At 71.7% G+C, this 16,679-nt stretch carries 19 protein-coding genes; 7 read left to right on the top strand and 12 right to left on the bottom strand.

Translation table 11 applies throughout. The features are described from left to right. Positions 1-89: 89 nt before the first annotated feature. From AB7U92_RS06230 to AB7U92_RS06240, 3 genes are all read right to left on the bottom strand, one after another. Complete coding sequence (locus AB7U92_RS06230) at positions 90-2,255, bottom strand: Calx-beta domain-containing protein (RefSeq protein ID WP_428575318.1); 2,166 nt, start codon at positions 2,253-2,255, stop codon at positions 90-92. Between the two features lie 32 nt (positions 2,256-2,287). After that, the gene (locus AB7U92_RS06235; RefSeq protein ID WP_428575319.1) at positions 2,288-2,683 is read right to left on the bottom strand and encodes a hypothetical protein; all 396 of its coding nucleotides are present in this window, start codon (positions 2,681-2,683) and stop codon (positions 2,288-2,290) included. Positions 2,684-2,784: 101 nt separating this feature from the next. Continuing rightward, positions 2,785-5,562, bottom strand: a complete 2,778-nt coding sequence (locus AB7U92_RS06240; protein WP_428575320.1) for a protein kinase domain-containing protein — start codon at positions 5,560-5,562, stop codon at positions 2,785-2,787. A gap of 153 nt (positions 5,563-5,715) precedes the next feature. Here AB7U92_RS06240 and AB7U92_RS06245 point away from each other — a divergent pair, with 153 nt between their 5' ends. Continuing rightward, positions 5,716-6,267, top strand: coding sequence for an ECF-type sigma factor (locus AB7U92_RS06245; RefSeq protein ID WP_428575321.1), 552 nt, complete (start codon positions 5,716-5,718; stop codon positions 6,265-6,267). Between the two features lie 10 nt (positions 6,268-6,277). Here AB7U92_RS06245 and AB7U92_RS06250 read toward each other — a convergent pair whose 3' ends face one another. After that, complete coding sequence (locus AB7U92_RS06250; RefSeq protein ID WP_428575322.1) at positions 6,278-7,318, bottom strand: phospholipase A; 1,041 nt, start codon at positions 7,316-7,318, stop codon at positions 6,278-6,280. An 84-nt stretch (positions 7,319-7,402) separates the two neighbouring features. Between AB7U92_RS06250 and AB7U92_RS06255 the strand changes: the two genes are divergently transcribed. From AB7U92_RS06255 to AB7U92_RS06280, 6 genes are all read left to right on the top strand, one after another. Further along, positions 7,403-8,413 carry a metal-dependent hydrolase gene (locus AB7U92_RS06255; RefSeq protein WP_428575323.1) on the top strand — a complete coding sequence of 337 codons (1,011 nt, stop codon included), beginning with the start codon at positions 7,403-7,405 and terminating at the stop codon, positions 8,411-8,413. 24 nt (positions 8,414-8,437) lie between these two features. After that, the gene (locus AB7U92_RS06260; RefSeq protein ID WP_428575324.1) at positions 8,438-9,100 is read left to right on the top strand and encodes an NUDIX hydrolase; all 663 of its coding nucleotides are present in this window, start codon (positions 8,438-8,440) and stop codon (positions 9,098-9,100) included. A 10-nt stretch (positions 9,101-9,110) separates the two neighbouring features. Further along, complete coding sequence (locus AB7U92_RS06265) at positions 9,111-9,659, top strand: hemerythrin domain-containing protein (protein ID WP_428575325.1); 549 nt, start codon at positions 9,111-9,113, stop codon at positions 9,657-9,659. Further along, positions 9,656-10,051, top strand: coding sequence for a YbaN family protein (locus AB7U92_RS06270; RefSeq protein ID WP_428575326.1), 396 nt, complete (start codon positions 9,656-9,658; stop codon positions 10,049-10,051). Before AB7U92_RS06265 ends, AB7U92_RS06270 begins: the two co-directional genes overlap by 4 nt. Then, positions 10,048-11,001 (top strand): cation diffusion facilitator family transporter, encoded by a 954-nt coding sequence (locus tag AB7U92_RS06275; protein ID WP_428575327.1) that lies wholly within the window; start codon positions 10,048-10,050, stop codon positions 10,999-11,001. The genes AB7U92_RS06270 and AB7U92_RS06275 overlap by 4 nt, the downstream gene beginning before the upstream one ends. Before the next feature lie 84 nt (positions 11,002-11,085). Then, positions 11,086-11,298, top strand: coding sequence for a hypothetical protein (locus AB7U92_RS06280; RefSeq protein ID WP_428575328.1), 213 nt, complete (start codon positions 11,086-11,088; stop codon positions 11,296-11,298). Positions 11,299-11,307: 9 nt separating this feature from the next. Here AB7U92_RS06280 and AB7U92_RS06285 read toward each other — a convergent pair whose 3' ends face one another. From AB7U92_RS06285 to AB7U92_RS06320, 8 genes are all read right to left on the bottom strand, one after another. Continuing rightward, entirely contained in the window at positions 11,308-12,456 is a 1,149-nt protein-coding gene (locus AB7U92_RS06285; protein ID WP_428575329.1) for a GGDEF domain-containing protein, read from the bottom strand. A gap of 76 nt (positions 12,457-12,532) precedes the next feature. Then, the gene (locus AB7U92_RS06290; RefSeq protein WP_428575330.1) at positions 12,533-13,627 is read right to left on the bottom strand and encodes a TonB family protein; all 1,095 of its coding nucleotides are present in this window, start codon (positions 13,625-13,627) and stop codon (positions 12,533-12,535) included. Further along, positions 13,624-14,118 (bottom strand): ExbD/TolR family protein, encoded by a 495-nt coding sequence (locus AB7U92_RS06295; protein WP_428575331.1) that lies wholly within the window; start codon positions 14,116-14,118, stop codon positions 13,624-13,626. Before AB7U92_RS06295 ends, AB7U92_RS06290 begins: the two co-directional genes overlap by 4 nt. Positions 14,119-14,127: 9 nt before the next feature. Continuing rightward, positions 14,128-14,658, bottom strand: coding sequence for an ExbD/TolR family protein (locus AB7U92_RS06300; protein WP_428575332.1), 531 nt, complete (start codon positions 14,656-14,658; stop codon positions 14,128-14,130). Position 14,659: 1 nt separating this feature from the next. Then, positions 14,660-15,319: a MotA/TolQ/ExbB proton channel family protein gene (locus tag AB7U92_RS06305; protein WP_428575333.1), complete on the bottom strand. Its 660-nt coding sequence runs from the start codon at positions 15,317-15,319 to the stop codon at positions 14,660-14,662. Between the two features lie 40 nt (positions 15,320-15,359). Continuing rightward, on the bottom strand, positions 15,360-15,695 hold the full coding sequence (locus tag AB7U92_RS06310; protein WP_428575334.1) for a hypothetical protein: 336 nt from the start codon (positions 15,693-15,695) through the stop codon (positions 15,360-15,362). Then, positions 15,692-16,408, bottom strand: a complete 717-nt coding sequence (locus AB7U92_RS06315) for a tetratricopeptide repeat protein (protein WP_428575335.1) — start codon at positions 16,406-16,408, stop codon at positions 15,692-15,694. The genes AB7U92_RS06310 and AB7U92_RS06315 overlap by 4 nt, the downstream gene beginning before the upstream one ends. Then, on the bottom strand, positions 16,395-16,679 hold a 285-nt coding region (locus AB7U92_RS06320; RefSeq protein ID WP_428575336.1), incomplete at its 5' end, for a hypothetical protein. The genes AB7U92_RS06315 and AB7U92_RS06320, both read right to left, overlap by 14 nt.

The following is a 16,679-nucleotide window of genomic DNA, read 5'->3' on the forward strand; positions in this document are numbered from 1 at the left end:
ATGCCGTTGCCGGCCGTGCCGAACGCAGGGTCCGGTGAGCCGTCGGGCAGCAGGCGCAGCAGGCTCGGGCCGCCACCGACCACCAGCAGCTAGCCGTCGGTCTGGCGAGCCATCTTGGTGTCGAGCACCTTTGGTGCGCCGAGCGCCGTGCTGAACACGCGGCCGCCGCTGCCGAAGGCCGGATCCAGGCTGCCGGAATCGGGCAGCGTGACGCAGTCGATCTGCACGTCGGTGACGTTGGCGCCGGCCACCGTGCCCTCGCCGTTGGTCAGCGTGCAGGCCTGGCGCGGGTTGACCGGCTGTGCCGTCACCTGGATGCGGTAGATGCTGCCGGACGGAAGCGGCGCATCGAGCTGGAACGAGCCGTTGGCGGTGATCGACTGCGAGCGGCCCAGGTTCTCGATGGTCAGGCCGCTGCCCGCCAGGCCGGTGACGGTGCCGCCGACCGTGAAGCTCGTCTGTGCCGGCGGATCGTCGTCCTCGATCGTCAGCACGGCGCTGGAGGGCGCGCCCAGCGAGGCGCAACCGCCGGGCTCGCTGAGCGCCAGCAGCACGGTGCGGTCGGCTTCGTCGAGTGTGTTCGGGATGATCGGCACCTCGACCACGCGGGTGCCGCTGTCGCCATCGCCGAAGTGCACCGTGGTCAGCACCGGCTGGTAGTCGATGCCCGCGCGGCCGGTGCCGTCGAGCGTGGCGAAGGTGGCCGAGACGGCGCCGGTGCTGCCGCCGGTGCGCGTGACGAGGATGGTCGGCGCGCTGCCCGCCGCCTCGTTGATGGCGAAGAAGCCGGTGGAGAACTGCAAGGTACCGGCCGCCGGCAGCGGGCCGCCGGGGCAGCTGGCCGAGGGTTCGTAGGCGTCGCGCGGCGGCGACTCGATCGACGGCGTGGGCAGCGGCAGCAGGCCGGTGTACTCGATCATCGGCGCGCCTACTTCCTGCGGGTCGCGCAGATAGGCGTAGGCATGCGAACCCTGGCAGTCGCCAATGCTGCCGCCGCCCTTGCCGTTGATCGCCGCGGTTTCGACGTCGGCGCGCACGATGAACTCGGCATCCTTGGGCACGCTCGACAGGTCGATCGTGTACGTGCGCGGCTGCTTGAAGCGCACCCGCACCAGCTCACCCAGGCAAGTCTCGGTCGCGGACGGATATGCGATCGGCTCGACGGTCTGCTCGAAGAGCGAGTCGTCCCACAGCGATCCGCGCGAGAAGCTGAAGTTCGTCGCCCTGTAGCCCCAGTCGCCGCGCTCGCCCCAGGCGGTCACACGACCGCCTCGGTAATAGAAGTAGTCGGAGCGGTCCTCGACGAGATACGCGCCGACGGACAGCATGGCCTCGGCCGCGAGGTACTCGCCGCGTCGCTTCAGCGGCGGCAGGTAGTCCTCCAGCCGAAGCACCACCGAGGTCAGCGTGAAGGTGAGCTTGGCATCGTCGGACATCTTGCGGAAGGTCTGCCACTGCTTCAGCCGGCTCGTGCCGCCGATGGGGTCGGTGGTATCGAGTGCGCCGAATGGCGCTTCGGCCAGCGCGCCGTAGGTGACGCCGTTGCCCTGCGCGAACACGTAGCCGTTGGCGCGCCCGTCCTTGGGCAGCGACTGCCCCAGCAAGGGCAGGATCAGGTCGAGCGGCTGCTGGCCCAGATCGGCCAGTTCGGACAACACGCCGCCCACCTGCTCCCCGCTGCCGTTTGGCACCAGGAACGGCCCTTGGCCGTTGCCCTGGTCGTAGCTGAACTCCCACTCGTAGCGCGGCTCCGCCTTGATCAGCGGCGGGATCACCACGACGAAGTTGGAGAAGCTGGTCACCGAGCCGACCATCGTGCTGCCGTTCACCACGGCGCCCGTCACCTCGGCCCAGCCGGCGCGGCCGGCGGTGGTCTTGTACAGCGCCGGGCTCGAACCGGCCGGCAACTGGGCCGGATCGAACGGCACCGTCACGCTGACGGGCTTCGCGAACGTGGTGCCATGCGGCGTGAACGCATAGACGGTGCCGATGCGCGTGGCATCCGTGGGCAGCGGCGGTGCGCCGTCGTCGGAGGCCTCGATGCCGATGTCGACCTCCTGCGCCAGCGCGCCGGCCGGCACCGACGCCTGGCTGCCGCCTGGTCCTGTCGCCGTGCCACCGGTGGTGCCGATGCGGGTGACCAGCGGCCCCGCATCCGGGCTGCCGCCCCCGCCACCGCAGGCGGCGAGCAAGCTCAGCAGGCCCAGGCTCGCGATGGCGAGCCTGGCGCGACGTCGAAATCCCGTTGTCCACATGATCGTCTCCCGAGTGGGTGTGCGTGTCCGGATCAGGAGCGGCTTTCGAGGGCCGGCTCCAGAGCCTTGTCAGGTGTGTCCTCGCGCAGGATCTCGACCTCGCTGAGCCGCCCGCCGGCGTCGACCACCGTGGCCAGTTCGCGACGCTCGCCGTCGTGCATGACCACACGTGTCTCGCGCACCTGCATCAGCCGGTCGTCGTGCACCAGTTCCCAGCCGGCGGCGATGCCGACGGGCACCACCCAGACCGGCCGGCCGCGCACCCAGCGCACCAGCACGCGACGTCGAGCGAGATGCGGCGAGCGGTTGCGTCGCCAGCGCGGCAGGTTCGGTCGCCAGGTCGGATGGGCCTGCGGGCGCAGCGGCAACAGGACGACGGCGGCGAGCCCGAGGGCGGCGCGGCACGCGGTGCGGCGTGAGGTCTGCATGACGGTCTCCTGCAAAGGGTGGCGGGTTGTCTCTTCCCGCCCATACAGAAGGCCGCGCGGCCGGGGCTCACGGCCCCGTACTCGGTTCTAGGGGTGCGTTGTCACGTTCCGAGGGACTGGGCCAGTCGCGCCATCGGATGAGCCGGCCCGGCGCTGGTGGTCGCGTGGCGCTGCGCCGCGGCCGCATCGGCGCGCGAGGCCGACAGGTCGCCGTTTGCACGATGGGCCTGCGCGCGCAGCAGCAGCACTTCGGCCATCAGCAGGCTTGCCTGCGCGTCGATGCTTTGGGCCTGTGCGATGGCCAGCGCCGGCTCGAGCGCGCGCAGCGCCGCGCCAGGGTCGTGCCGCAGCAAGGCCAGCCGGGCCTCGCCGCGATGCAGGTCTAGCCATTGCGGGCTGGCGGGATCGCCGAGGCGGTCGAGCACGCCGCGTGCGGCTGCGAGCGCTCCCTGCGCCGCTTCGGCCTGGCCCAGGTCGAGCGCGGCGTCCAGTTCGGCCAGGTGCAGCGCGCGCATGCGCAGGCTGCTCGCGCGCGCGAGTGGCGCGAACAACGCCAACGCCTCGGTCTTCAGGCGACGCACATCTTCGCGCCGACCCAGCGCTGCGGCAGTGCGCAGCTGCGTGATGGCGGCGAACCGCTCCATGTTCGGGTCGCCCTGGGCGCGTGTCTGCCGCCGAACGTCGTCGGCCAGTGCCCGCGCCTCGGCGAAGCGGCCGAGCCGCAGCAGCGTCACGGCATAGTCCTCGCGCATCGGCGTCGGAAGATCCGGGCCGGCCGGCTCGAAGCGGCCCTCCGCGCCATGGGCAACGAGGGCCTGCAGCGGCTGGCCACCTTCGCGCAGCGACTTGGCCCGCATGCCCCAGGCGTTGCGCAGTCCCGGCGTATGCTCGCGGCCGATGCGCTGCAGCATCTCGATGCTGCGCTGCGCCGACTCGGCGGCGGCGCGGAACTGACCGCTCTCGAACTGCGCGCGGGAGAGCTGGTTCAGCGCTTCGGACGCCAGCTCGCTGTTGCCGCGCCCCGTGCGCTGCACCAGAGCCAGGGCCTGGCCGACCAGCTCGGCGGCACGGCGCGGGGCGCTGGCGTACCGCTCCGTCCAGGCACTCTCGATCAGGCACTCGATCTGCGCGCCGATGGCCGCCTCGCCGGCCTGCATTGCCATCGCCGTGCCGCTCGCCAGACGCGCGCGCGCCTCGGTCAACGCGCCCGCTCGAGCGAGACTGGTGCCGCGGATGCAGGTCAGCTGTGCCAGCGCAGCCTGCTGCCCCGCGGCCTGGAGCAGCGGCTCGGCCTCGGCAAAGAGGGCGTCGGCGCGCTCGTGGAGACTGACCCAGCGGTAGTTCTGCGCCAGGCTGAGCAGCATGCGGCCGCGAAGCTCGGGCTGCAGGGCGTACTGCGCGCGCACCATCGTCAACGCGCGATCGAGCTGCGCGAGCATGTCGGCGCCGTCGCGCTCGGCCGTCAGGTCGGAGACCAGGAAGCTCGACAGGTCGGCCTCGGCCACGGCCACCCGCTCGGCGGCGCGCGCTGCCGCTGCCTGCTCGTCGGCCAGTGCCTTGGCGCGTAGGGCCGCATCGCGCTGGGCACGAGCCTCGACGGCCTGCCAGGCCGCGATCCCGAGGCCCGCCGTGAGCGAGAGCAACGCTGCCGACGCCGCCACCACCGCAGCGCGATGGCGCTGCGCGAACTTGCGTGCGCGGTAAGCGGCGCCGTCGGGCCGCGCCAGCACCGGCTCGTGGGCCAGATGGCGACGCAGGTCGTCGGCCAGCGCGGCCACCGAGGCATAGCGGTCCTGCGGCGCCTTCTTCAGCGCCTTCAGCACGATGGTGTCGATGTCGCCTTCCAGCCGTCGCCTCGTCGCCTCGTCGGGCGCCGCCTCGCTCGGCCGGCGCGGCTCGGCTTGCAGGACGGCGTGCAGCAGCGCGGCTCGCCCGCCCGCTCCGGGGGCGTACGGCCGCGCGCCGGTCAGCAGTTCGTACAGCACCACGCCGAGCGAATAGACATCGGCCGCGGTTCCCAGCGGTCGGCCTTCGATCTGCTCCGGCGCGGCGTAGCCGGGCGTGAGCACCTGGCCCAGCTCGCGCGTCAGTTCCGTGGCGTCGGCCGCGTCGCCTTCCATCAGCTTCGCGATGCCGAAGTCCAGCAGCTTCACCTGTCCCTCGGCGTCGACCAGGATGTTCCCGGGCTTCAGGTCGCGGTGCACCACCAGGCGCGCATGGGCATGCGCCACCGCATCGCAGACCTGCAGGAAGAGCTCGATGCGCTGGCGCACCGTGAGGCCCCGCGCTTGCGCGTGGCGGTCGATGGGCTCGCCCTGCACGTACTCCAGCGCCAGATAGGGCTGGCCCGTGGCGCCCAGGCCGGCGTCGTAGAGGCGGGCGATGTGCGGATGCTCGAGCGTGGCGAGGATCTCGCGTTCGCGCGCCAGACGCTCGGCCAGGCCGGCTCGGCGCCAGGCCGCGCCCACGGCGTGCGGCAGCTTCAGCGCCACCTGCCGGCCCTGCAGCAAGTCGACGCGCTCGGCCAGCCACACGCTGCCCATGCCGCCGCTGCCGATTTCGCGGATCAGGCGGTAGGGCCCCACCGCGGAGCCCGTCGCCTCCAGCGCGTCGACGGCGCGGCGTGGCGCGAACTGGTCGGTCGACACGGGTTCTCGCGTCGGGGGGCCGGGTTCCAGTCGATCCAGTCCCAGGCGCCGGCGCAAGCCATCGAAGTGCGCGGCGCCGCGCTCGGCGGCGTCGAGCAGGGCCTCCACCTCCTCGCGCAGGGCCTCGTTGCCGGCGCAGGCCTCGGCAAGCCGGGTCGCCCGCTGCGTGGGCTCCAGCCCGCTCAACTCGGCGAACAGGCGCTCGGCAGCAAGAGTCGGGTGCGACGACATCGGCAAGCCCCCATGGTCCGCAATGATGTGGCGATGGTGGACATACAGCGTCTATAACAGAATGGGCTCATCCGGCGAAAGCCACGAATCGTGAGTACCAACCCGCCCCTGCCCGACCCGCAGCCCGCCGCGGATGCCCGCGTGGCGTCATCCGTGACCGAGCTTCTCGCAGGTGCCCGGTCGGGCGACCCACGCGCGTTGCACCGGCTGTTCACACTCGTCTACGACGAGCTGCACCGGCTGGCGCGCTCGCACCGCCGCAAGTGGAGCGGCAACGAGACGATGAACACCACCGCGCTGGTGCACGAAGCCTTCCTCAAGCTCGCCGGCAGCGAAGCTCCCGATTTCCACAACCGCACGCACTTCTTTGCCACCGCCTCGATGGCCATGCGCCAGGTGCTGGTGAACTATGCCGAGCACCGTCGCGCGGCCAAGTGCGGCGGCGGCGTGCCGCACGACGAACTGGACGAAGAGGCATTGGTCGCCGACGACGCGCTCGACGAACTGCTCGACCTCGACAAGGCGATGCGCGAGCTCGAGGCCCGCAGCCCGCGCTCTGCGCGCGTGGTGGAGTGCCGCGTCTTCGGTGGCCTCTCGGTCGAGGAGACGGCGCAGGCGCTGGACATCTCGCCGGCCACCGTCAAGCGCGAGTGGCAGCTGGCCAGCGCGATCCTCTATCGCGCCGTCGCGCCGCGCGGCGAGTGAGGCGCCCGGCTCAGCGCCAGCCGGCGATCGTCACCCCCAGCCCGGCCTTGGTCTGGCGCAGGTTGTAGTCGATCAGGCTCTCGCCGTAGCCGCTGAACAGCTGCAGCTGGCCGTGCAGCGCGCCGGCCAGCGGGAACACGTAGTCGAGCTGCGCCGAACCGCGCGAGCGCTCGCCGCCGCGCAGCGAGTGGCGCAGCTGCAGCGACAGCGCATGCTCGCCCCAGTAGCGTGCCAGGCGAAGCTCGACGCGGCCGACGAAGTCGGAGATGTCGGGGTTGTCGTCGTCTTCCGGCGCCTCGGTGATGCGCTTCCACGGGCGCAGCTCGGCCACCCAGTCGTCGCGCTCGAAGGCGAGACCGCCGATCACGCGGTTCCAGCTGCGCGACAGCGGCAGCGCGCGGCCGTTGGACTGGTGGTTCAGCGACAGGGAGGCCATGCGCAGCTTCCAGCCGAGCAAGTCCATGTCCAGCGGCGCCACCAGCATCACCTCGGGCTCGTAGTTGGTCTCGCGGAACGGCCGCGAGTCGGCGCCGTTGTAGAGCTGCCAGCGCGACGACTGCGTGTAGCCGCCCCACAGGCTCAGCGGCGTGCCGAACACCGAGTGCGCGAACTTGGTCTTCAGGCTGATCTGGTACTTGGCCTCGATCGACTTGAGCACCAGCGGCGTGCTCACGCTGTGCTCGGGCGAGGGCGAGCCGGGCGCGCGGTTGACCTGGTCGGTCCAGGTGGCGGGCAGCAGGTAGACGGGCTTGTAGGCGCGCGGCGCGAACAGCGCGCCGCGCTGGCCGTCGAGGTCCCAGCGGGTGGAGAGCTTGGCATCGTCGTCGGCCGCGGCCAGCGCAGGCGCTGGCGTCGATGCGGGCGGGGCCGGCGCCGCGGCGGCTGCCGGCGAGGGCGCCGCTTCGGTGCGCCCGTGCAGGCGGTCGTAGCAGGCCAGCCGCGCGGCCGGGTCGGGCATGGCGACGCAGTCGGCTGCGCCCTGCGCCAGCGCCGCGATCGGCAGCAGGCACGACAGTGCCATCGCCGCCCAGCGGCGAAGAGGTGAAGACATCGCGGCGAGCTCCCTGCGCTTTCGCGTGAAGCCCGCAGTATCCGGTACCGGGCGCGGGCATTGCCGGCACCGCAGAATCGGCCGATGGATTCGCTCTCGCAGATTGCACTCGGTGCTGCCGTCGGCGTGGCCGTGATGGGCCGGCGCACGGCGGTGTGGAAGGCGGCCGCCTGGGGGGCAGTGGCCGGCACACTGCCCGACCTCGACGTGCTGATCGACCACGGCGACCCGATCCTGAACATGGTGCTGCACCGTGCGGAGACCCATGCGCCGCTGTGGCTCACGTTGTTCTCGCTGCCTTTCTCGCTGCTGGTGGCGCGCGCCAGCGGCGAGTGGGGGCAATGGAAGCGCTGGTGGCTGGCGATGTGGCTGGCGCTGGTCACCCACCCGCTGCTCGATGCCATGACGGTGTACGGCACGCAGCTCGCGCTGCCCGTGAGCAACCATCCGTTCGGCGTCGGCAGCATCTTCATCATCGATCCTCTCTACACGCTGCCGCTGCTGGTGGGCACCGGCTGGGCGCTGGCGGCGCGCGGCGGCGGCCGGGCCTTCACCGGCAATGCCGCAGGCCTCGTGCTGTCGACCGCCTACCTCGGCTGGGGCGTGGCGGCGCAGGCGCATGTCGAGCACGTGGCGCGCGCATCGCTGGCCGCGCAGGGCATCGCCGCCGAGCGCGTGCTGGTGACGCCCACCGCGTTCAACACCGTGCTGTGGCGCGTGGTGGCGGTGCAGGGCGATGACTACCACGAGGGCTTCCGCTCGCTGCTCGATGCGCAGCCGCAGATGAGCTTCGACCGCTTCCCGCGCGGCCAGGCGCTCGAAGCCGAACTTCCGGGGCACGATGGCCTGGCGCGCATCGCCGCCTTCAGCAAGGGCTTCTACCGCCTGCGCGAGGAAGGCGGCCGCGTGCTGCTGTCCGACCTGCGCATGGGCCAGGAGCCGGCCTACATCTTCACCTTCGTGATCGCGCGCCGCGCCAGCCCGCCGGTGCCGCTGGCCGTGCCGGAGCAGGTGGGTGCGCGGCCGGACGTGAAGCGCGGCCTGCCCTGGCTGTGGCGGCGCGCGCTGGGCGAGCCGCTGCCGCCGCCGCGTTGACGCCAGGCGGTCTATGCTGTGCCGATGAACGAACGGGGCGATGCGCTGCGCGCGCGGCTGTGCAGGCAGCTGGCGGCCTGGCCGCCGGTGGGGCTGCCCGTTGGCGCCCAGCGCCGTGCGGCCGTGGCGTTGCCGGTCACCGAGGCGGGCTTCGGTGCCGACGTGCCCGGCCTGCCCGTGCACGCACGCTGGAGCGACGCGCCGGCGCTGCTGCTCACGCGCCGCTCCGAGAGCCTGCGCAGCCATGCCGGCCAGTGGGCGCTCCCCGGCGGCCGCATCGATGGCGGCGAGACGCCCGAGCAGGCCGCGCTGCGCGAACTGGAGGAGGAAGTCGGCCTCGCGCTCGACGCGAGCGCGGTGCTCGGCCGCCTCGACGACTACGCCACGCGCTCCGGCTACCTGATCACGCCGGTGGTGGTGTGGGCCGGGCCCGCGCGCGAGCTGTACCCGAACGCGGCCGAGGTGGCCTCGGTGCATCGCATTCCGGCCAGCGAACTGCTGCGCGCCGACGCACCGATGCTCGACCACGAGCACGAGGCCGAGCACCCGGTGCTGCGCATGCCGGTAGGCGACAGCTGGATCGCGGCGCCGACCGCCGCCTTCCTCTACCAGTTCCGCGAGCGGGTGCTGCTCGGCCGCGACACCCGCGTCGCCCACTTCGAGCAACCGGCCTTCGCGTGGCGCTGATGGCCCACTGATGGACCTCTTCAACCGCACCCCCGCCGTCGGCTTCGAGCAGCCCTTCGAGATGCTCGAGGCCTGCCACGAGCGCGTGCAGCGAAGCCTCGACCTGCTGGCGCGGCTGATCGATCACGTCGCGGCGCGCGGGCACGATGCCCAGAGCCGCTCGGCCGCGCACGACGTGCTGCGCTACTTCGAGCTGGCCGCGCCCCACCACCACGAGGACGAGGAGCGCCACGTGTTCCCTCGCGTGCTCGCCGGCGGCGACGCGTCGCAGGTCGCCGCCGTGCAGCGCCTGCGCGCAGACCACCGGCGCATGGGCGAGCTGTGGGCGCGGCTGCGGCCGGTGATGCAGGCCTGGGCGGGCGACGAGGACGGCGGCGCCGTGACCGACGGCCTGCGCGCCGATGCGACGGCGTTCCGCGCGTTGTACGCCGGCCACATTCCGGTCGAGGAAGGGCTGGTGTTCGTGGCGGCGAAGGGCCTGTGCGACGACGCAGCGCTGCGGGCCATGGGCGACGAGATGCGTGCGCGCCGCGGCGCCGCGGCGACAATGCCGCGATGACGCTGCCGCCGCCACCGCACCGCCCGCTCTGGCAGCGCGCCAGCTGGACGGCGGCCGGCGCGGTGTGCCTGGCGCTCGGCGTGCTCGGCATCTTCCTGCCGCTGCTGCCGACCACGCCCTTCGTGCTGCTGGCGGCGTTCTGCTTCTCGCGCGGCAGCGAGCGCATCGAGAGCTGGCTGGTTACCCACCCGCGCTTCGGCCCGCTGGTGGCCGACTGGCGCGAGCGCCGCGCGGTGCCGCGCCGCGCCAAGCGGCTGGCCTGGGCGATGATGGCCGCCGGCAGCGCCTGGGCCTGGTGGGTGATGCCGGAGCCCTGGCGCTGGCTGCCGGCGATCGTCTGCCTCGCCGTGGCTGCCTGGATGTGGCAATTGCCGGATGCCGACCCGCGATGAACAGTTCCCACGCGCACCACGACCACGATCATGCCGATGATCACGGGCATGACCAAGGCCACGCTCACGGCCACTCGCATGGGCATGCCCATGCCCCCGAGAGCTTCGACCGCGCCTTCGCGATCGGCATCGCACTGAACTCCGCCTTCGTCGCCATCGAGGCCTTCTACGGCTGGAAGGTCGGCTCGCTGGCGCTGCTGGCCGATGCCGGCCACAACCTGAGCGACGTGGCGGGCCTCGTGCTGGCCTGGGCCGGCGCGGCGGCGGGCCGGCTCAAGCCTGACGAACGACACAGCTACGGATTCAAGCGCGCCAGCATCCTGGCCGCCTTCGCCAACGCGCTGCTGCTGCTCGTGGCGATGGGTTCGCTGGCCTGGGAGGCCGTCGACCGGCTGCAGTCGCCGCAGCCCACGCAGGGGCTGACCATCGTCGTGGTCGCGGCCATCGGCATTGTCGTGAACACCGCGACCGCGCTGCTGTTCCTGCGCGGCAGCCACGACCTCAACCTGCGCGGCGCCTTCCTGCACATGGCGGCCGACGCGCTGGTCTCGGCCGGCGTGGTGGTGGCCGGGCTGCTCACGCTGGCCTACGGCTGGCAATGGACCGACCCGGTGGCCAGCCTGATCATCGCGGTGGTGATCGTGGTCGGCACCTGGAGCCTGTTCCGCCAGTCGCTGCACCTGATGGTCGACGGCGTGCCGGCGCATCTGAACCTCGCCGACGTGCGGGCCTGCCTGGGCGGACTGCCCGGCGTCGACCAGGTGCACGACCTGCACGTCTGGGCCATGGGCACTTCGGAGGTGGCGCTCACTGCGCACCTGGTGATGCCCTCAGGGCCGGGCGACGACGAGTTCCTGCGCCACGCCACCGAACGGCTGCGCGAGCGTTTCGGCATCTCGCACGTCACGCTGCAGACCTCGCGTCATCCGGTGATGAGCGCCTGTGCCTGAGCGCTGTGGCGCGATGGCCTCACCCCGCTTCAGGGGATGGGCGGCGCAGTAACCTGTGGTTACCTTCACGGCACTGCTCCACCGGTGACCACCATGCTGCCTCGTTCCACCGACCTGCTGACCGCGTCCGTCGTGATCTCGGAACTGCCGTCGCTGCGGCGCATGCCGGCCCCCACCCCGCTGCCCACGCTGGCCCGCCCGGGGCCGCTGATGCGGCTGGCGCAGTGGTGGGCGGCGCGGCGAGAAGCCTCGCCTTCCCCGCGCCGCAGCGCCCAGGTGCTGATGCTGCGCGCCTGAACGCAGCGCTCAGCCCGCGGCCACGATGCGGTTGCGGCCGGCCTGCTTGGCCGCGTACATGGCGGCGTCGGCCCGCGCCACCAGCACGTCCACGCTCAGGTCCGACGCCGAGGTCGTGGCCACTCCGATGCTGAAGGTCAGCGTGCCGCAGCCCGGTGGCAGGCTGGGTTGAGTGTCGCGCAGCTCTCCCTGCAGGCGCTGCAGCGCAGTCTGTGCGCCGGCCGCATCGGTGTGCGGCATGAGCAACAGGAACTCCTCGCCGCCCCAGCGCGCCACGCGGTCGGTGCCGCGGGCGTGGCGGCCGAGCAGCGCAGCGATCTGGCGCAGGACCTGGTCGCCGGACTCGTGGCCGCCAGTGTCGTTGATGCGCTTGAAGTGGTCGACGTCGACGAAGGCCACGCTCAGGGGCGTGCGCTGGCGCAGGTAGCGCAGCCATTCGGCATTCAGGGCTTCCTCCATCGTCCCCCGGTTGAGCAGCCCGGTCAGCGCGTCGTGCCGGGCGACATGGCGAAGCCGGCCGACGAAGCGCGAGATCACCAGGCCGGCGAAGGTGAAGTGGAACAGGCCGCCAGCCAGCAGCGCAGGCAGCACGATCGGCAGCTCGGCCATGAAGCCACGGCTGCTCTCCAGCCGCGACGGGTCCATCAGCAGCACCACGCAACGCAGCAACACGAAGGCGCCGAACACCAGGCCCGGCAGCTGGGCGAGCAGGCCGAGCCGTCCGAACTCGCGGCGCATCGGGGTGTAGAACAGCGCCTGCGAGATGAGCAGCAACGCCGCGATCGCGGCGTTGAAGCCCACGGCGCGTGCGATCGCCGGCGCGCCGGAGAGGTGCAGCGCCACCTGGAGCAGCAGGCCGCCGCCGGCGAGCACCACCCAGACGGTCTTGAAGCGCAGGCGGCCGTGCAGGTAGAGGTCGACTCCGAGGCTGGCGCTTGCATATCCGGCCAGCGACACGAACAGCGCTTCCGGCGGCGGCAGTGGCCCGCTTCCATCCGAGGCGGCGGCGACAAACATCCCGGTCGCCTGCATCACGCTGTAGGCGGCCCACAGCCACGCCGGGACGCGCAGTTCACGCAGCAGCGCGCCGAGCAGAAGCCAACCCAGCCCGTACAAGGCAAACTGGGCCAGCAGCAGGATGGTCAGGTCGGACGCCAAGTTGCTACAGCCTCGGCGTCATTGTGCGTGAGCGCACGCACGGCCCCGGCCACCTGGACCGGGGCCAACCCCCCGGTCAGGAGGGCAGGAAGTCCAGCGGGTACGTCACCGTCATCGGGTTGACGTCCCTGGCGCCGAAGTCGAAGGCGCGGATGCGCGCCAGCAGCTTCGATTCGAGCTCGGCCGCCTTCAGCTCGCTCGATTCGACGCGGATGTCCGTCACCTGGCCCGAGGGCGCGATCGTCAGCTTGAGAACCACCTTGCCCTGCAGTGACGGGTCGTCGCGCAGCGCACGGTTGTAGATGGCGTAGATCGCGCCCTTGTTGCGGTCGAACACGAGGCGGATCTCCTCCAGCGAGCGCGAGGCCTTGCCCCCGCCGCCCTTGGCCACCGAGCCGCCCGCGCCGCCTCCGCCCACGCCGGTACCGGTTCCGCCCTTGCCCGAGCTGCCACCGCCGCCAGGCCCGCCGCCGCCACCACCACCGGCCACGCCTTCGACCAGCGTGGTGGCGCGCCCGGCCAGGCCGCCACCGCCGGTGTCGCGGCTGTAGGCGGCGGTGTTGATGCCGCCAGAGCCGCCGGTGGCGTTGGAGGTGATCAGGTTGCGGTCGGGCAGGCCCGGGTCCTTGCCGGCGCCCACGCCCACGCCCACGCCGGCGCCCACGCCGGGCCCGGCCTTGATGTTCTGGTTGAGCTGCACGGCCACCGGGGCGCCACGCAGTTCGGCGAGCTGGTCCTTCATCGCCAGCAGGCCGACACCGGCGGCCTTGCGGCGCGCGCCTTCGATCTCGCCCGGCGGCTTGCCCGGGATGGGCCGCCGCGCCTCGGGCGCCACCGCCTTGGGCAGGGGCTTGGCGTCGGGCAGCGGCTTGGCGACTTCGGCTGGCGTGTCCTTCTTCGCCTGCTGTTCGGCCGCCGTCTGCGGCGTCGGCGGCGCCTTCACGGCCGGCGGCGGTTCGCGCTGCTCGAGCACCAGCTTGGCCAGTCGCTGCGGCACCTCGGGCGGCGCGGCGCGGTCGACTTCGGGCCGGGGCCACAGCAGCAGCAGCAGGCACACCAGCGCGGTGATGCCCAGCACGACGTTGAGGATGCGCCGGAAGCGAGCTTCGTCCTCGGGCGAGACCGCCCAGGGCAGCACGCGGGCGCGGAAGGAGATGGCCGCCGCGGTCATGCTTTGCCTGCCTTCTGCGTGACGGCGAACGAGACGTCGCTGTAGTTGGCGCGGGCGGCGGTGTACATCACCTTGCGCAGCAGGCTGTACGGGATCGCCTTGTCGCCCATGATCGTCACCGACTTGTTCTGCGCCTCGCCTTCCTTGCCCAGCACCGTGCGGCCGGCCTGCAGTTCGAGTTCGGCCTTCAGCGGCGCGATCAGGTCACCTTCGGTGCCCATGGCCTCGGCCACCGTCGCCACCTTGCGGCCGTCCACGAGGATGTCGGTCGCGCTGACCGTGACCACCAGCATCTCGCGCGGCATCTTCTCGGCGGTGGATTCGGGCAGCTTGATCGCCTGCGCGGTCGACAGGATCTCGACGCCGGTGCTCGACATCAGGAAGAAGATCAGGATGGTGAAGATGTCGATCAGCGCCACCAGGTTCATGTCGAGCCCGGACTGGTTGCGCGCCTTGCGGGCGGCGCGCTTCTCGATCGGCGTCAGTTTCATGACGGGCCTCTATTTCTTCGCGACGCTGATCGGCGCGTCGCCGATCGAGATGTCGGGGAACAGCTCGACGCGCGCCGGTGCGGCGACCTGGGCCGGTGCCGAAGCCGCCAGCGCCACGTCGGGCGCCGGCGTGCCTTCGCGCACCGTGTCCATCACCTGCACCAGCACCTCGTAGGAGGTGTTCGGCTGCGCCAACACGGTGGCTGCCTTCGCTTCCGGGAACTTGGCCTTGACCTGCTGCATGAGCGTGGACAGCGAAGCCAGGTCGTAGCCCTGGGCGTTGTTCGGGATGTGCTGGATCAGGCCGCCGATGCGGTCACCCACGTCGAGCGCGTCGGGCCGGATCACGACCTCGAGCTTGAGGTCGTTCACCTTGAGCTGCTCGACGCCCGAGTTCTGCGCCGGCAACGACAGCTCGAGCACCGACAGGCGCGAGAACACCGCCGTCGACAGCAGGAACGGCACCAGCACCACGATCACGTTGATGAACGCGGTGACCTCGAGATGCGCAACCGGCTTGCGCGGGCGGCGGACTCTCATGTCAGCGGGTTCCGGTCGGCGCCGCGTCTGCGCGCACGCGCTGCACCACGTTCAGGAAGCTGATCTTGGCGGCCTCCAGGCCGTCGACGATCTCGCTGGTGCGAGCCTGCAGGAAGGCGTGGATCAGCAGGAACGGGATCGCCACCGACAGCGCGAACGCGGTGTTGTTCATCGCGATCGAGATCGAGGCCGACAGCAGCTCGGCCTTCTCGGCCGGGTTGACCGCGGCCACCGCGGTGAAGCCCTTGATCAGGCCGATGATGGTGCCCAGCAGGCCGACCAGCGTGATCACGTTGGCCAGCGTGGCGATGTAGTGCGTGCGCTTCTCCAGCCGCGGCACGATCTCCATCATGCCTTCTTCCATCGCGTTGTCGATGTCCTCGCGGCGCGCCGGGCTCTGCATGCGCTCCAGGCCGTTGGCGACGATCTTGCCGATCGCCGCATCGGAGCCGGAGGCGACGTTCAGCACGTCCTTGAACTTGCCGTTCTGCAGCATCGGCAGCACCTTCGCCCACAGCTTGCGGTTCTCGGCGCGCGCGCGGCTGAGGAAGATGAAACGCTCGATCGCGATGGCCAGGCCGATGGCCATGATGGCGATGCTGAAGTAGATGGCGACGCCGCTGTCCTGGAAGAACTTGACGGCAAACTCGAACACGCTCATGGGGCTTCTCCTGTGACGACGGTGTGGGGTCTGTAGGGGTTCAGGGCTTGGTGGGCGCAGTGGCCTGCGCGCCGTACTGGATCTGGCGGCGGAAGACGTCGCGGTCGATCGGGGCGAGCGCCTCGTCGAGCAGGCCGCCGCCGGGGCGGCCTGCGAGGTCGCCGGGCAGCGGCTTCTTCCAGGGCACGATGTACAGCACCTTGGGCAGCTCGCGGTTGCCGATGATCTGCTGGCGGTCGATGTCGGCGCGGTCCTGCGCGGTGACGGGTGCCGGCGCGGGCGCGGGGGCCGCGGCGGGCGCGCGCGTCTGCGCCGAAGCGCCGGCGGCGCACGCGACGCCCGCCGCGAGCAGGGCCGAAGCCATGCTGTGCTTCATGACTGCTCCTTCTTCGCCGTGGCGTTGCCGCCCGGCTTGCGGTTCTTCAGGTCGGTGACCCACTTGGCCACCGTGGCGTCCTTGCCGCCGGTGAGCTGGGCGTACCGTTCGTAGGCCTCCAGCGCCCGCGCGCTGTCGCGCAGGTAGAGATCGAACAGGATGCCCAGGTTGAGCTGCGCGGCGGCGTAGTTCGGGTCGAGCGACACGGCCCGCTCGTAGGCGCCGCGCGCCTTCTCGAACTGCCCCGCATGGCGGTAGCTGATGCCGAGCTGGTTGAAGTAGACCGGCTGCTCGGGATCGGCCTTCGTGGCCCGCTCCAGCGCGGCGATCGATTCGTCGTACTTGCCGGCCTGGCGGTAGATCACGCCGAGGTTGGCGTGCGGGCCGCCGAGATCGGGGTTCGACTGCGCCAGCGCCTTGAAGCCGCGCTCGGCGTCTTCGCTGCGGCCGGCGCGCATGGCGCGCAGGGCGTCGTCGAAGGCGCGCCGGGCCGCCGCAGGCACGGGAGGCTCCACCTTGGGCGGCGGCGCCGCCACCGCGCTGGCGGCCGCGGCCGGCGCCGATGCCGCGGCGGCCGGCGTGATCGCCTTGGCCACCGGCGCGACCACGGTGTCCTGCACTGCCTTCATGCCCTCGGACAAGGTCGAGCATCCCGCCAGCCCCACCAGCGCGAGCAAGGCAAAGCCGCTGCGGGGGAGGTCAACGAATCGCATCGACCACTCCTTCCGCGCGCTCGGCCTTGCCGTAGCGCACCGGGCGCAGCTTGGCCAGCGCCTCGAAGCTCTGCTTGACCCACTTGTCATAGATGCCTTGCGAGGCGCGCGCGGCGTTCGCCTCGTGCAACTCGATCGCCTTCTCCTCGAACGGGAAGGCCTGCTCCTCAGCAGCACGTCGTACTGCTCGCGCTCCAGCTTGGACAGCCGCTTCGGCCGCTCCGACTTGATCATCGACTGGCCGAAGTCCTCGTACAGCGCGGCGATGTGG

The sequence above is a fragment of the Piscinibacter sp. genome (genome assembly GCF_050175855.1).
Classification (GTDB): Bacteria; Pseudomonadota; Gammaproteobacteria; order Burkholderiales; family Burkholderiaceae_C; genus Piscinibacter.

Bases quoted from the DNA above. Each gene is read 5' to 3' on its own strand.
- AB7U92_RS06235 (WP_428575319.1), bottom strand. From the start codon at position 2,683: ATGCAGACCTCACGCCGCACCGCGTGCCGCGCCGCCCTCGGGCTCGCC.
- AB7U92_RS06250 (WP_428575322.1), bottom strand. From the start codon at position 7,318: ATGTCTTCACCTCTTCGCCGCTGGGCGGCGATGGCACTGTCGTGCCTG.
- AB7U92_RS06265 (WP_428575325.1), top strand. From the start codon at position 9,111: ATGGACCTCTTCAACCGCACCCCCGCCGTCGGCTTCGAGCAGCCCTTC.
- AB7U92_RS06275 (WP_428575327.1), top strand. From the start codon at position 10,048: ATGAACAGTTCCCACGCGCACCACGACCACGATCATGCCGATGATCAC.
- AB7U92_RS06260 (WP_428575324.1), top strand. From the start codon at position 8,438: ATGAACGAACGGGGCGATGCGCTGCGCGCGCGGCTGTGCAGGCAGCTG.
- AB7U92_RS06315 (WP_428575335.1), bottom strand. From the start codon at position 16,408: ATGCGATTCGTTGACCTCCCCCGCAGCGGCTTTGCCTTGCTCGCGCTG.
- AB7U92_RS06310 (WP_428575334.1), bottom strand. From the start codon at position 15,695: ATGAAGCACAGCATGGCTTCGGCCCTGCTCGCGGCGGGCGTCGCGTGC.
- AB7U92_RS06270 (WP_428575326.1), top strand. From the start codon at position 9,656: ATGACGCTGCCGCCGCCACCGCACCGCCCGCTCTGGCAGCGCGCCAGC.
- AB7U92_RS06305 (WP_428575333.1), bottom strand. From the start codon at position 15,319: ATGAGCGTGTTCGAGTTTGCCGTCAAGTTCTTCCAGGACAGCGGCGTC.
- AB7U92_RS06290 (WP_428575330.1), bottom strand. From the start codon at position 13,627: ATGACCGCGGCGGCCATCTCCTTCCGCGCCCGCGTGCTGCCCTGGGCG.
- AB7U92_RS06295 (WP_428575331.1), bottom strand. From the start codon at position 14,118: ATGAAACTGACGCCGATCGAGAAGCGCGCCGCCCGCAAGGCGCGCAAC.
- AB7U92_RS06240 (WP_428575320.1), bottom strand. From the start codon at position 5,562: ATGTCGTCGCACCCGACTCTTGCTGCCGAGCGCCTGTTCGCCGAGTTG.
- AB7U92_RS06255 (WP_428575323.1), top strand. From the start codon at position 7,403: ATGGATTCGCTCTCGCAGATTGCACTCGGTGCTGCCGTCGGCGTGGCC.
- AB7U92_RS06230 (WP_428575318.1), bottom strand. From the start codon at position 2,255: ATGTGGACAACGGGATTTCGACGTCGCGCCAGGCTCGCCATCGCGAGC.
- AB7U92_RS06300 (WP_428575332.1), bottom strand. From the start codon at position 14,658: ATGAGAGTCCGCCGCCCGCGCAAGCCGGTTGCGCATCTCGAGGTCACC.